The 13,711-nt window shown below is 67.3% G+C and carries 11 protein-coding genes and 1 pseudogene; 10 read left to right on the forward strand and 2 right to left on the reverse strand.

The window, feature by feature from the left end; translation table 11 throughout:
- Positions 1-50 precede the first annotated feature (50 nt).
- The 4 genes from ACILR9_RS30895 (at position 51) to ACILR9_RS30910 (ending at position 4,503) form a co-directional block, all read left to right on the forward strand.
- The gene (locus tag ACILR9_RS30895) at positions 51-1,037 is read left to right on the forward strand and encodes an ABC transporter permease (RefSeq protein ID WP_395713824.1); all 987 of its coding nucleotides are present in this window, start codon (positions 51-53) and stop codon (positions 1,035-1,037) included.
- Positions 1,038-1,284: 247 nt separating this feature from the next.
- Positions 1,285-2,397: an ABC transporter permease gene (locus tag ACILR9_RS30900; RefSeq protein ID WP_395713825.1), complete on the forward strand. Its 1,113-nt coding sequence runs from the start codon at positions 1,285-1,287 to the stop codon at positions 2,395-2,397.
- A 7-nt stretch (positions 2,398-2,404) separates the two neighbouring features.
- Positions 2,405-3,493 carry an ABC transporter ATP-binding protein gene (locus tag ACILR9_RS30905; RefSeq protein WP_395713826.1) on the forward strand — a complete coding sequence of 363 codons (1,089 nt, stop codon included), beginning with the start codon at positions 2,405-2,407 and terminating at the stop codon, positions 3,491-3,493.
- Complete coding sequence (locus ACILR9_RS30910) at positions 3,490-4,503, forward strand: ABC transporter ATP-binding protein (RefSeq protein WP_395713827.1); 1,014 nt, start codon at positions 3,490-3,492, stop codon at positions 4,501-4,503. Before ACILR9_RS30905 ends, ACILR9_RS30910 begins: the two co-directional genes overlap by 4 nt.
- A gap of 35 nt (positions 4,504-4,538) precedes the next feature.
- Here ACILR9_RS30910 and ACILR9_RS30915 read toward each other — a convergent pair whose 3' ends face one another.
- Positions 4,539-5,468, reverse strand: a complete 930-nt coding sequence (locus ACILR9_RS30915; protein ID WP_395713828.1) for a hypothetical protein — start codon at positions 5,466-5,468, stop codon at positions 4,539-4,541.
- Between the two features lie 675 nt (positions 5,469-6,143).
- Positions 6,144-7,565, reverse strand: coding sequence for an alpha/beta hydrolase (locus ACILR9_RS30920; protein WP_395713829.1), 1,422 nt, complete (start codon positions 7,563-7,565; stop codon positions 6,144-6,146).
- A 245-nt stretch (positions 7,566-7,810) separates the two neighbouring features.
- On the opposite strand from ACILR9_RS30920, the gene ACILR9_RS30925 reads away from it, so the two are divergent.
- The 6 genes and pseudogenes from ACILR9_RS30925 to ACILR9_RS30950 form a co-directional block, all read left to right on the forward strand.
- Positions 7,811-8,857 (forward strand): patatin-like phospholipase family protein, encoded by a 1,047-nt coding sequence (locus tag ACILR9_RS30925; protein ID WP_395713830.1) that lies wholly within the window; start codon positions 7,811-7,813, stop codon positions 8,855-8,857.
- Positions 8,857-10,311 (forward strand): GntP family permease, encoded by a 1,455-nt coding sequence (locus tag ACILR9_RS30930; RefSeq protein WP_395713831.1) that lies wholly within the window; start codon positions 8,857-8,859, stop codon positions 10,309-10,311. Before ACILR9_RS30925 ends, ACILR9_RS30930 begins: the two co-directional genes overlap by 1 nt.
- Before the next feature lie 16 nt (positions 10,312-10,327).
- Positions 10,328-11,551: a patatin-like phospholipase family protein gene (locus ACILR9_RS30935; RefSeq protein ID WP_395713832.1), complete on the forward strand. Its 1,224-nt coding sequence runs from the start codon at positions 10,328-10,330 to the stop codon at positions 11,549-11,551.
- Between the two features lie 186 nt (positions 11,552-11,737).
- Positions 11,738-12,253 carry a DUF1269 domain-containing protein gene (locus tag ACILR9_RS30940; protein ID WP_395713833.1) on the forward strand — a complete coding sequence of 172 codons (516 nt, stop codon included), beginning with the start codon at positions 11,738-11,740 and terminating at the stop codon, positions 12,251-12,253.
- A 477-nt stretch (positions 12,254-12,730) separates the two neighbouring features.
- Positions 12,731-13,231 (forward strand): HdeD family acid-resistance protein, encoded by a 501-nt coding sequence (locus ACILR9_RS30945; RefSeq protein ID WP_395713834.1) that lies wholly within the window; start codon positions 12,731-12,733, stop codon positions 13,229-13,231.
- Between the two features lie 127 nt (positions 13,232-13,358).
- A pseudogene (locus tag ACILR9_RS30950) lies at positions 13,359-13,711 on the forward strand (hypothetical protein); the annotation flags it as partial.

Raw genomic sequence — 13,711 nt, forward strand, 5'->3', positions numbered from 1 at the left:
GCCGAAGACGGCGACACCTCCCCAGCGCAGCTGGGGAGGCGGGCTGAGGCATGACCCGCTACATTCTCCAGCGGCTGGCGCTGCTGCCGCTGCTGATGGTGATCTACTCCTTCGTCATCTTCGTCATCATCCAGGCGCCGCCGGGCGATTTCCTGACCGCCTATGTCGCGACCCTGTCGTCGTCGGGCTCGTCGATCTCGGCCGAGCAGATCGCCGCGCTGCGCGCCCAGTACGGGCTCGATCAGCCGATGATCGTGCAGTACTGGCTGTGGGTGCAGCATCTGGTGCACGGCGATTTCGGCCTGTCGCTCGAGTACCAGCGGCCCAATGCCGAGCTGATTGGCGAGCAGATCGGTCTCACCCTCGCGCTGGCGCTGTTCTCCTTCGTGCTCACCTGGGCGATCGCCGTGCCGGCCGGCATCTACTCGGCGACCCATCCGCGCTCGCTCGCCGACCATGTGCTGACGGTGATCAACTATGTCGGCGTGGCGACCCCCAACTTCATGCTGGCGCTGATCCTGATGTGGGTCGCCTTCGCCTATTTCGACATCAGCGTCACTGGCTTGTTCTCGCCCGAATACGTCGACGCGCCGTGGAGTCTCGCCCGCGTCTGGGACCTTCTGGGCCATATCTGGCTGCCGGCGCTGGTGCTGGGCATCGCCGGCACGGCGCGCTTGAGCCGCATCATGCGCGCCAACCTGCTCGACGAGCTCAACAAGCCCTACGTCGTGACGGCGCGCGCCAAGGGCATGAAGGAATGGCGCCTGGTGCTGCGCTACCCGGTGCGGCTCGCTTTCAACCCGCTGGTCAGCACAGTCGGCTGGTACCTGCCGATGCTGTTCTCCGGCAGCCTGATCGTTGCCACGGTGATGAACCTGCCCAACATCGGCCCGCTGCTGCTGCGCGCCCTGGTCAACCAGGACATGTACCTCGCAGGCGGCATCCTGCTGATCTACTCGTTCCTCACCATCGTCGGCACGCTGCTGTCCGACATCCTGCTGGCCCTGATCGACCCGCGGGTGCGGGTGGAGCGGTAGGGATGGCGGCATCGATGGGATCGCGACTCATTCTCCTCCCCAGCTGTGCTGGGGAGGTGTCGCGTCTTACGCGACGGAGGGGTCATGAGCCTCGGACCGAGGGTGTCCCGCCCGCTCATGATCATGAGGCGGGTGAGACGTCCGCGGTTCGACTCATGACCCCTCCGTCGCCGTACGACGGCGACACCTCCCCAGCACAGCTGGGGAGGAGATTGACTCCTGGTCCGGATGACCACGAGGCCCTGCCATGACCGTCGACGTCGCCGGCAGCGCGGCCGAGGACAGGGTCGCCGTCGCTTCCAACTGGAAGCTGGTGTGGTGGCGTTTCCGCCGCCATCACCTGGCGATGGTGAGCGGCGTCCTGCTGATCTTCATGTATCTGATCGTCATCGCGCCGGACTTCTTCTCGACCCAGGATCCCGAGCGCACCGACGCACGCCAGGCCTTCATCCCGGTGCAGACCATCCATCTGTTCGACGACGGTGCGCTCGCCCCCTGGGTGCCGGCGATCGTCGGCAAGCGCAACCCGGTGACCTTGCGCATGGAATGGACGACCGATCCCAAGAAGAAGATTCCCATCCGCTTCTTCACGCCGGGCTTCTCCTGGAAGCTGTTCGGCCTGATCCCGACCAACCTCCATCTCGTCGCCCCGGTCGATCCATCGCAGCGCATCTTCCTGCTCGGTTCCGATCGCCTGGGCCGCGATCAGTGGTCGCGCATCATGCACGGCACCCAGACCTCGATGACGGTCGGCCTGGTGGCGGTGGCGCTGAGCGTCATCCTGGGCGTCGTGCTGGGCGGCATCTCGGGCTATGTCGGCGGCAAGACCGACCAGGTGATCCAGAGGATCATCGAGCTGCTGCAATCGGTGCCGACCATCCCGATCTGGCTCGCTCTGTCGGCCGCGCTGCCGCGCGACTGGACGCCGACCGAGGTGTTCTTCGCCATCACCGTGATCCTGTCGCTGGTCGGCTGGACGACGCTCGGCCGCGAGGTCCGCGGAAGGTTCCTGGCACTGCGCGAAGAAGATTTCGTGCTGGCGGCCCGGCTGGCCGGCTGCTCTCGCATGCGCATCATCCTGCGCCACATGGTGCCGACCTTCCTGAGTCACATCATCGCCACCAGCTCGCTCGCCATTCCGGTGATGATCATCAACGAGACCTCGCTCTCCTTCCTTGGCCTTGGCATCCGCCCGCCAGCGATCAGCTGGGGCGTGCTGCTGCAGGAGGCGCAGAACATCCAGACCCTGGCGCTGGCGCCGTGGCTGCTGATCCCCGGCCTGGTCGTGATCGTGGCCGTGCTGGCCTTCAACCTGGTGGGCGACGGCCTGCGCGATGCCGCCGACCCGTACAGCCACTGATCGCCCGATGGCGCTTGACCGGCCGATGGCCATGGCCAAGACCGCCCAGCCGCTGCTCTCGGTGCGCAACCTGCGCGTCTCGTTCGCGCTCGACGAGGGGCTGGTACGCGCCGTCGACGGCACCAGCTTCGACGTCATGCCGGGCCAGGTGCTAGGCGTCGTGGGTGAAAGCGGCTGCGGCAAGAGCGTCACCATGCGCGCGATCCTGCAGCTGGTCGAGCGGCCGGGCCGCATCACTGCGGGCGAGATCCATTTCCGCCGCCGGCCTGTCAATGGCGGCGGCGAGGACAGCGCCGAGGTGGTCGACATCGCCCGGCTGCCGCCGCGCGGTCCGGTGATGCGCGACATCAGGGGCGGCGAGATCGCCCTGATCCCGCAGGAGCCGATGGCGGCCTTCAGCCCGGTGCACACCGTGGGCGACCAGATCGTCGAGGCGATCCTGCTGCACGGCCATCGCTGGCAGGAGGGCGGCCGCAAGCTCAAGCGGCGCGAGGCGCGCGACATCACGGTCGGCCTGTTCCGCGATGTCGGCATCTCGATGCCGGAGCAACGGATCGATGCCTTCTCGTGGCAGCTCTCCGGCGGCCTGCGCCAGCGCGCCATGATCGCCATGGCGCTGTCGTGCAAGCCGCGCCTGCTGATCGCCGACGAGCCGACCACGGCAATCGACGTCACCACCCAGGCGCAGGTGCTGGCGCTCTTGCGCGACCTGCAGGCGCGCTACGGCACGGCCATCATCTTCATCACCCATGATCTCGGCGTGATCGCCCAGATGGCGAGCTACGTCGTCGTCATGTATCTCGGCCGCGTCATGGAGGAGGGTCCGGTCGACGACATCTTCCATGCCCCCAAGCATCCCTACACGCGCGCCCTGCTGCGCTCGATCCCGAGCCTGTACGGCGAGACCCGCGTCGCGCTGCCGGTGATCAGTGGCGCCCTGCCGCATCCCTTCAATCGCCCGCCCGGCTGCCCGTTCCATCCGCGCTGCCCTGACGTGATGGCGAAGTGCTCGGGCGCCGTGCCCGGCCTGCAGCCGGTCGGCACCAGCCAGCTCGCGAGCTGCTTCCTGCATCACGACGTGGTGGAGCCCGAATGAGCGAGACGGTCGCCGCGCCGCCGCCGCTCCTCGAGGTGCGCGGCCTGCAGAAGTTCTTCCCGATCACGCGCGGCTTCCTGCAGCGCGTCGTCGGCCACGTCCGCGCGGTCGACGGCGTCGATTTCACGCTGGCGGAGGGCGAGACGCTGGGTCTGGTGGGCGAGAGCGGCTGCGGCAAGACCACGGCCTCGCGCTGCATCCTGCGCGCCATCGATCCGACCGGCGGCAGCATCCTCTACCGCACGCGCGACGGCAGGACCGTCGATCTCGCGACCCTGCCGCCCCGCGAGCTGCTGCCGCTGCGGGCCGAGATCCAGATGATCTTCCAGGACCCGTTCGGATCGCTCAACCCGCGCATGACCCTGCTCGACAATGTCGGCGAGCCGCTGCTGGTGAACGGCATGGGCAATCGCCGCGAGCGCGCCGACCGCGTGGCCGAGCTTCTGCGCCTGGTCGGCCTGCGACCCGAGTTCATGCACCGCTTCCCGCATGCTTTCAGCGGCGGCCAGCGCCAGAGGATCGGCATTGCGCGCGCGCTGGCCACGAACCCGCGGCTGGTCGTGGCCGACGAGCCGGTGTCGGCGCTCGACGTCTCGATTCAGGCTCAGGTGCTGAACCTGCTGCTCGAGCTGCAGGCGCGGCTCAGGCTCACCTTCCTGTTCGTCGCCCACGATCTTTCGGTGGTGCGCCACATCTCCGACCGCATCGCCGTGATGTATGTCGGCCAGCTGGTCGAGCTCGCGCGCACCGACGATCTGTTCCGCCGGCCGCAACATCCCTACACGGCGGCCCTGATGCGCGCCGTGCCGGCCGCCGACCCGCGCGTCCGCTCCGGCGACGGCATCCTGGGCGGCGAGGTGCCGAGCCCCGCCGCGCCGCCGCAGGGCTGCTACTTCAACCCGCGCTGCCGCCACGCCCAGGCGTGCTGCCGCGTCGAGGCCCCGGCGCTGCGCGAGATCGCGCCGGGCCATTTCAGCCGCTGCCACTTCGCGGGCGAGAGGGAGTTCTGAGGCGAGGGATATCCCCTTGTCATCATGAAACGGAGCTACTGTGCCGGCGGACCAGAGCCGGTCACTTGCGCGAAGGCGTCCGCGACCAGCCGGTACTGCATCCGCATCATCGACAGCCTGCGATAGAAGTTCAGCAGGTCGCGGGCCGGGCCGGTCATGCGCTCGTACCCCGACATGAAGGCGACGATGATACCGATCTCCGTACGGCCCTGAATGGCGAGCCATCCGCCGACCAGGAGAATCCCCAACAGCCCGAGCCCGGTGATCAGCTGGTTGAACGATTTCGTTGCAATCTTGAGCTTTGCGAAGCGAAGACGCAGATCGTAGATGCGTCCGATGAGCGCATCAGGGTCCGCCCCCGATGTGGGATCGTGTCGGCCGTCGCGCAGGACAGCGTCGCTCAGTGCGCGCACGATGGTGATCTTGGATCGGGACAGCCGGTTGAGGATGGGCTGCGCGAGGCCGACGACGACGACCGATGGCACCAGGAAGACGATCGCGACCATCGCGATCAACGGCTCGATGGCCAGCATGTAGGCGGCGATGCTGACGACGGTGCCCGCTTGCAGCACGGGCAGCGATATGCTCTCGGCCACGAAGCCCCCGACCTTCTCCGACTCGGCCGAGATGATCGCCTGCTTCGTGCCCTTGTCGATGCCGGAGTCGAGTTGCCCCTGCTGGACGAACTTGCCGCGAAGCAGGCGCGTGACGCCTTCTGCGATCTCGTACATGTAGACGTCGCGCAGGAACTTCAGGCCACCCTGCAGCAACAGGACGGCGAGGTACAGCGCGCCGTAGGCAAGCAGCAGCTCGACGGCGGAATGGGCGACGGCATAGTTGACGATGCGTCGCTGCAGCTCGAGCGGCGCCAACGACAGGGGAAAGACCGCCAGAGTAAGCAGGCCGAGGCGGATCTGCTGTCGGCTGCTCACCTCGAGAACGTAGCGGTAAAGCGACGGCGACATCGGCCCACCGCGCCACTCGCCTACGGGCAAAAGCGCCCACTTTCGAAGCCGCAGCAGGGGTGAGGCCACGATCTTGCCCTCGATAGCCTAGTGCGCCGCCGCGGCCTGGCCGCCGGCAGAGGCGAGGCTCGGGCTTTCCATGTCGGCGGAACCGTAGGGGCGATTGCTCATCCAGTTTCCGATCTCGGCAGATTGGAGCAATTGTACGACACCGCTCAGGGTCAACACACTGCCCAGGACTCTGCTGGCCGACCGGACGTAAGGGACCGGCTCATGGCACGCGTCGCCTCTGAACACGGCGGTGGCCTGCATTGTAGCCAGCGCGGGCATGGGCACATCGACATAAAATCCCGCGACTATCCCGTGAGTCCCAATGTCGACACGCGGTGAGGCGTACGGTTGTGTGCTGGCGGGCGCTTCGGCCTGATCCCGATTGCAGGAGCAATCGGCTCGCAAGGCGATGCTGCACGCCCCGTGCGCAAGCAAGGTCTGCTTGCGCCATGCCGAGGCACTCGATGACGACCGAAAGGCTGACGTTGCAAACCTTTCGCGGCCATGCCGCTCGGCTCTCCCGACTCCCGTCTGGGTCATGACCATCTGCTTCGCGATCCAGACCGTCGAAGGATCCGTCATCGCACCGTGATCCAGAAGGGGGCGGTGAACTCTGGAGACAAGTCAGCGCTGGCGGACTGGCTCCGCGATGGCCTGCTCAATTCTGGCGATCTGATAGGGAAAGAACGGGTTGGACGAGACCCGCAGCAGCGTATCGAGGTTGACGATCAGGACGCCGCGCTCGCCGCGCGGCGCGATCGCCCCGAGATGAATTCCGAAATCCTCGCGCTCGTCGGGCTTCAGGCCGTAGAGCGAATCGGATATCGGGAACGGTAGCGCGACGTGCGACAGCGAGAAAATTCCGGGTGGAAAGGCGAGATCGAGAGGGCGGACTTCCTCGGTGGTGGCGCCGGCCTCGGTAATGCGTTCGCTGACGTCGTAGCGATCCGCGGCGGCATTGCTGACGATGACCGTGCGGTAGCGTCGCGGCGGCGTCGGCAGGATGCGCGACAGAACGGTCTCTGCCGCATCGCGCAGCAGCGGGCTGAGCGCCGCTGCGCGGTTGAGATCGAACAGCACGAGCTCGCTGCCGTTGGCTGGCAGATGAGCATAGAGCCCGGAAATGACGGCAGGAGTGCTCACCGTGAAGTCGACGACCGACTGGAAGGTGAGCACCGGCGGCAGGTTGGCGAGCCGGCCTTCGCGTCCACCCCGGGCCAACCGATCCTGCAGGACCCTGGTCAGGCGGTGCGACTGGCGGGCGCCGTTGACAGGAAAGGAGTTGTACTTGAACGGATTGAATTCCGGCAGCAGGCCGAGCCATGCGGCCTTGGCGAAGGCCGGCAGCAGGGCGGGCAGCGCGGCCAACCCGACGAAGCGCGCGAAGCTCGTGATGCCGATCATCGGCGAGATCAGGATGAGCCTGTCAGGCCGCGGCAGCGCCTCGCTCTCGAGCGCATCGAGCGCGTATTTCATGGCGAGCGCGCCGCCGTTGGAGAAACCGACGATATGCAGCGGGCGGTCGGTGCCGACCCGGCGCCTGGCCTCGCGCACCGCCAGCCGCGTCGCGGCGTCCCAGTCTTCCCATTCGATGTCGGTCAGCGCGGCCGGCACCGTGCCGTGCGCCGGCAGCCGGATGGCGACGACCAGGAACCCCCTGTCGCGATATCGCTGGCCGACGTGGCGGAGGCTGTACGGCGAATCGGTGAGGCCGTGCAGAAGGACGACCGCCCCGACTGGCGGTCCGTCCGGCTCGAGCAGGTAGGACCGGTTGAAATCCTGCTCGAAGCGGCCAGGATAGATCGGGCTGCCGGCCCAATAGCGGTTGCCCGGAACGGCTGCCTGCGGGTCGATCCGGTCGACGACCTCGCGCCGCACGGCACGGAAAATGCTTTCTTCGTGGCGCAGGTAGGCTGCCCAGTCGCTGCGGTCGATCTCGGCGACGTGCATCTCGGCCGGCACGTAGGTGTGCCAGGGCTCGAGCGGCGGACCGCGCTGGGAGTCCCAGGCCCGCAGCGCCAGAACAGTCGCCGCAACCACGAGCACGAGGACAACTACCCTCCGCAGAACCCTGAGCAACCTGACCGGCACGCCGTCTCCCCTCTCGTCGATTGCGTCGCGCGACGAGATACCGCCCCCGGAAACCGGTGTCCCGTCGCTTTCACCTTTTGGGACATGCTGCACAATCCCGGGACCATCGGCCAACCAAAGGGTAACTTGACCCTTCTACAATGCCGTCATGGCTGTCAGAGGCATCTTTTATCCCGAGTACGACAGCTGGAAAGCACCGAATGTCCGAGCAATCTCCCCTTTCGACTGTTCACCGGCCGACGCGGCTGGTCGACCTCGCCCTGCAAGGCGGAGGCGCCCACGGCGCCTTCACCTGGGGCGTGCTTGACCGGCTGCTCGAGGAGCCGGCCCTCACCATCGAGGCCGTCTCCGGAACCTCGGCCGGCGCCATGAATGCTGCGGTGATGGCAGCCGGCTTCGCCGAGGCGGGCAATCCCGGCGCTCGTGCGGCGCTCGAGAGGTTCTGGAAGAAGGTTTCCGAGGCGGCCGCCCTGAGCCCGCTGCAGCGCAGCCCGCTCGACGTGCTTCTTGGTCGCTGGTCGCTCGACCAGTCGCCGGCCTACGTGGCCTTCGATCTCGCGTCGCGTCTGTTCTCGCCCTACGACCTGCCGTTCGGCGGGGCCAATCCGTTGGAAGGGGTGCTGGCCGAGGCGATCGACTTCGGCCGCCTGGCCGGCGCCCCCATCAAGCTGTTCATCACCGCAACCAACGTGCGTACCGGACGGCCGCGGGTTTTTCGCAACGCCGAGCTGTCGCCCAAGGTCCTGCTGGCATCGGCCTGCCTGCCGTCGATGTTCCAGGCAGTCGAGATCGATGGCGAAGCTTACTGGGATGGCGGCTATTCCGGCAACCCGACGATGACGCCGCTGGTCCGCGAGTGCATCTCGGACGACACTATCCTGGTTGCCATCAATCCCGTCGAGCGGCCGGGCATCCCGAAATCGGCGCGTGACATCCTCAATCGTCTCAACGAGGTGTCGTTCAACGCCGTGCTGCTGAAGGAGCTGCGCATGATGGCGCTGCTGCGGCAGGTGGCGCCGTCGGAAGAGGGCGAGGCGGGGCACTGGTCGCGCATGCGCATCCACCTGATCAGCAGCCAGCTCATGGTCGAGCTGGGCTCCTCGTCGAAGCTCAATGCCGAATGGGCCTTCCTGCGGCTGCTGCACGACGAGGGACGACGCGCTGCCGACGCCTTCCTGGCGACCCACGGGGCCGACCTGGGGCGGCGCTCGACCCTCGATATCGATCGTCTGCTGGATACGGTGTGATGGGTCTCGCGGGCATATTGCTGGGCCTTGCGCTGCTCGTCTGGCTGGCGTTCCGCGGCTGGAGCGTGCTGCTGCTGGCGCCTGCGGCCGCTGTCGTGGCGGCGGCATTCGCCGGCGAGCCCCTGCTGGCTCACTGGACGCAGACTTTCATGGGCGGGGCGGCGCAGTTCCTCGGGCAGTTCTTCCCGCTGTTTCTGCTGGGCGCGCTGTTCGGCAAGCTGATGGAGGACAGCGGGTCGGTGACGGCGATCGCACGCTGGATGATGCAGCGGCTGGGACCTGGCCGCGCCATCCTTGCCGTCGTCTTGGCCGGCGCGCTGGTGACCTACGGAGGTGTCAGCCTGTTTGTGGCGCTGTTCGTGTTGGCGCCCATGGCCGAGGCATTGTTCCGGGAGGCGGCCATCCCGCGTCGCTTGATGCCGGCGGCGATCGCCCTCGGGACCTCGACCTTCACCATGTCGGCGCTGCCCGGTACGCCGGCCATCCAGAATGCCATTCCAATGCCATTCTTCGGCACGACGCCGTTCGCTGCGCCGGGGCTCGGGGTGGTCGCGTCGGTCATAATGCTCGGGTTCGGCATGTGGTGGCTGATGCGAGCCAGTGCTGCCGCCCGGAGGAACGGCGAGCCCTTGCATTTCGACGAGCCGGCATCTCCCGGCGAGGCAGCCGAGGATCCGCTGGTGCGCGAGCGGGCGACCACCGCCCAGGGCTTCGATCCGGCCGAGATCCATCACTCGCAAGCGGCCGAAAGTGTGCCCCCGCTGGTCACGGCGGCACTGCCCCTGGTGGCGGTCATTGTCGCCAATCTCGTGCTGTCGTTCGTCGTGCTGCCTCGGCTCGACACCAGCTTCCTCGCCGAGGCGCGCTGGGGCGCGACCTCGCTGTCGGCCGTGGGCGGCGTATGGTCGGTGGCGGCGGCGCTCACAGTCGCCATCGCGACCCTGCTGGCGGTCAACGGTCGCCGCTTGCCGTCGGTTCGCCGGAGCATGGATGCCGGCGCCAACGCGGCCGTGCTCCCGGCGCTGAGCGTGGCCAGCCTGGTCGGCTTCGGCGCCGTCGTGGCGGCGCTGCCGGCCTTCGCGGTGGTGCGCGAATGGGTCCTGTCGATCGACGGCGGGCCGCTCGTCTCGCTGGCGCTCGCCACCAACATCCTGTCGGCTCTGACCGGATCGGCCTCAGGCGGGCTGACCATCGCGCTCGACGCGCTCGGTCCGACCTACATGCGCCTCGCCGCCGAGCACGGCATCGATCCGGCGCTCCTCCATCGCGTCGCCGTGATCGGGGCCGGCACTCTCGACAGCCTGCCGCACAACGGGGCAGTGGTGACCCTGCTCGCCGTCTGCGGCTCGACCCACGCCCGCAGCTATGGCGACATCGTGATGACGGGCATCGTCGGCGCGTTGATCGCCTTGATTGCGGTGATCCTTCTTGGCAGCCTGTTCGGGTCATTCTGACTCCGAGGAGCTAGACGTGGAAATACGCGGCCTTGCCTCGGTCGTGGTGCTGCTGTGGGGAATGTCGATCTTGGCCGGCTGCGCCCTGCCGCCGCGCGGCCCGGCGGTGCCGGCTGCCGCGGCAGCGCGCGCCCTGCCGCTGGGCATTCCCAATGCGCGGTTTTACGCCGATGGCGATCCCGCCCCGATGGTCGCCGAGGCGACCCTGGCGATCGAGCGGATCAAGGCGGTGCTGCGCGCCGAAGGCCGGCCGAGCCAGCCGATTCCGCCATCGTCTTTTCTGGCCATCTCGGGGGGCGCCGACAACGGGGCGTTCGGCGCCGGCTTCATCAACGGCTGGACGACGACCGGGACGCGGCCGGAATTCAGGATGGTGACCGGCATCAGCACCGGCGCCCTGATCGCTCCCTTCGCCTTTCTCGGCCCGAGTTACGACGCGCAGCTGCGCGAGGTCTATACCAAGCTGGGTCCCGATAGCATATTCTCGCGGCGCGCCCTGACGGCCGCGCTGTTCAGCGACGCCATGGCCGACACCCGGCCGCTGAGCGAGACGATCGACCGGTATGTCGACGGCCGGATGCTCGCAGCCATCGCCCGGGAGTACGAGCGCGGCCGGCTGCTGATGCTCGGCACGACCGATCTCGACGCGCAGCGCCCGGTGATCTGGAACATCGGCGCCATCGCTGCCAGCGGTCATCCGCAGGCGCTCGACCTGTTCCGCAAGATCCTGCTGGCCACGGCGGCCATTCCCGGCGCCTTTCCGCCGGTCATGATCGACATCGAGATCGATGGCGCTCGACACCAGGAGATGCACGTCGACGGGGGGGTCAACGCCCAGCTCTTCCTCTATCCCGGGTCGTTCGACCCCGGCTTGCTGCCGGTGCGCAGCCAGCAGACGGCCTACCTCATCCGCAATGCGCGGCTCGATCCGGAGCATGCCGAGGTCGAGCGCCGCACCATCTCGATCGCCGGCCGGGCCATCGGCACCATGCTGCAAGCCGCCGGCTACAGCGACGTGGCGCTGGCCTACTTCCTCACCAAGCGCGACGACGTTGCCTACAGGCTGGCCTATATCGGCGCCGACTTCACCGAACCGCGTGGCCGGCCGTTCGAGCCGGCCTACATGCGGGCGCTGTTCGACTACGGCTATGCCCAAGCGCGGTCCGGCAACCCTTGGCACATAGTGCCTCCGGGACTCCACACCACCCGGGCAACCCGGCGGAACGGTCCCGAGGATTGACGGTTCTCGTGGTCCATTGGGTGGCACCGGAATGGGACTCCCGGACCAGTCCTGGGACAATGCGCCGATGTAGGGCGTGGAGCGGCAAGTAGACTATGACCGTCCCTGGGGGCGGCCGACGCTGCATGGCGGGGTGCTCGTGCGCACCCGCCACATCTCCTGGGCGGTCTCACGAAGGAGGTGCAGATGAGCACTCTGGTAATTCTCGGATTTGACGGGCTGCACACGGCAGACGAGGTGTTGAACAAGCTGCGCTCTCTCCAGAAGCAATATCTGATCGACCTCGAGGACGCCTGCGTCGTCGAGCGCGACACCGAGGGCAAGGCGCACATCAAGCAGGCCGTCAATCTCACCGCCCTGGGCGCGGCAGCGGGCGGAAGCCGTGGCGCTTTGTGGGGAATGCTGTTCGGCCTCCTGTTTCTCAATCCCTTGGCCGGCATGGCCATCGGCGCGGTAGCAGGTGCCGGGGCAGGAGCCCTGTCCGGATCGCTCGCCGACTACGGCATCCGCGACGATTTCGTGAAGAAGATCGGCGAGACAATCCCGAACGGCTCGTCGGCGCTCTGCGTGCTGTTCCGCAGCGTCACCGAGGACAAGGTGCTCGCGGAACTGGAACCCTACAAGGCGCGCGTGCTCAAGACCTCGCTGTCGAACGAGCAAGAGGCGCAGCTGCGTGCAGCACTGGAGAAGCTGAACGGCTAGGCGTCTCTGCCAATAGGGGCTTTCATCGAGGGGTTGAGGGTGATCACGTGCCGTCGCGTGACCGCCACCATCGCTGTGGCAGCCGCTAGCCCGAGGAACATCATCAGGAACTGGAACAGGTTCACGAAATCGAGGTACAGGCTGCGGCGTCCAGGCACAAAAGGCGTCGCGGTCCCGTCCAAACGAGATTGGAACTGGCGGAACAGCCGTGGGACTTCATGCCGATGCGCCCCGCGCCCGGATCCCGGTCCACCCGGCGGCTCGCCGCGCGTGCTGCGGGTCTCCCTTGAAATCGGGCGAATATCCTGCACAAGCTCACCAAGCTGCGGCCAAGATGCCGGGCGCGCTGCCCGGTGACGGCGCGGGACGCTTCAGTGTCGCGCGCCATCGCCGCGTGGTTCGGGGGCTGCCGTGATCTCAACTAGCCATTCGGAAGAGGCCCGCCGCTTCGCTGCCGAGAGCTTCCGGTCCCACTGGTTGCTGTTCGCCCTCGTCGGCGGAGCGTTCATCCTCGCCGCGGCCGTAGCTGTCTTGGTTCCCGCGCTGTCATCGATCGCTCCCAACGAGGTTCTGGGCCTGGTGCTGCTGCTCGTCGGTCTCGCGCAGATCGTGCAGTCCGGGAAGATGCAGCAGACTGCTTTGTTCGCCTGGTGCCTGGCGATCGGCGGCATTGCGGCCGTCGGTGGTGTCCTCGTGTACATCGAGCCGTTTCCGGGCATCGTCATCAAGACACTGGTGATGGCGCTCGTCTTCGTCCTGCATGGGCTCACCCAGGTCGGCTTTGCGATGAAGGTCCGGCGCTTGCAGGGATGGCTCTGGTTCGTCCTGGCCGGTGTCGTCGCCGTGTTGGCCGGCGGGCTCATGGTGATGAAGCTGCCCTACAGCCATTCCTTCACGCCTGCCACGGTCGGCGGAGTGTCGCTCGGCGTCACCGGGTGGGCCTATCTTGCGATCGCCCTCGCTGCGCGCCGGTCATAGCGCCGTCCGGCCCCGGCACGGGGCCGTTACATTGCACGCTTCCAATCTGCGCGCATGTCCGGCGCAATCGCCTCCGGGCCAGAATGCTTCACCAGACATCTTTCTGGGGAAGGGCGAGCAGATTATCGTGCATGAGTGGACTTCTCTCCGGCGGCGGACCTTCGCCGCAGGTGGCGCGGCGTTGGCGGTCGCCGGCGTCGTCTCTACCAGCCTGCTGCCGGCCATCGCTTCGGCCGCGACCATCAAGCCGTACAATTGGAGCCTCGATCCTCCGACCGACACACGCGACAACTTCGTCGCCTGGGGCATGGCCCGCGGCGAGGATCCGGTGTTCCTCGGTCAGCGCTGGGACCGCTTCCAGGCGCTGGTGAAGAACAAGGATCTGTGGGGGCAGGCGACCATCCGCGCCTTCCTGCTGACACCGCGCGAGGAGTTCTCGGCGATCAACCCGGCGATCCACAAGCGTGCCTACGAGCATGC

Origin of the sequence: Reyranella sp. (assembly GCF_044224635.1) — a bacterium.
Taxonomy (GTDB): domain Bacteria; phylum Pseudomonadota; class Alphaproteobacteria; order Reyranellales; family Reyranellaceae; genus Reyranella.

Coding starts and splice junctions, on each gene's coding strand:
- ACILR9_RS30925 (WP_395713830.1), top strand. CDS start 7,811: ATGTCCGAGCAATCTCCCCTTTCGACTGTTCACCGGCCGACGCGGCTG.
- ACILR9_RS30930 (WP_395713831.1), top strand. CDS start 8,857: ATGGGTCTCGCGGGCATATTGCTGGGCCTTGCGCTGCTCGTCTGGCTG.
- ACILR9_RS30895 (WP_395713824.1), top strand. CDS start 51: ATGACCCGCTACATTCTCCAGCGGCTGGCGCTGCTGCCGCTGCTGATG.
- ACILR9_RS30940 (WP_395713833.1), top strand. CDS start 11,738: ATGAGCACTCTGGTAATTCTCGGATTTGACGGGCTGCACACGGCAGAC.
- ACILR9_RS30900 (WP_395713825.1), top strand. CDS start 1,285: ATGACCGTCGACGTCGCCGGCAGCGCGGCCGAGGACAGGGTCGCCGTC.
- ACILR9_RS30905 (WP_395713826.1), top strand. CDS start 2,405: ATGGCGCTTGACCGGCCGATGGCCATGGCCAAGACCGCCCAGCCGCTG.
- ACILR9_RS30910 (WP_395713827.1), top strand. CDS start 3,490: ATGAGCGAGACGGTCGCCGCGCCGCCGCCGCTCCTCGAGGTGCGCGGC.
- ACILR9_RS30915 (WP_395713828.1), bottom strand. CDS start 5,468: ATGTCGCCGTCGCTTTACCGCTACGTTCTCGAGGTGAGCAGCCGACAG.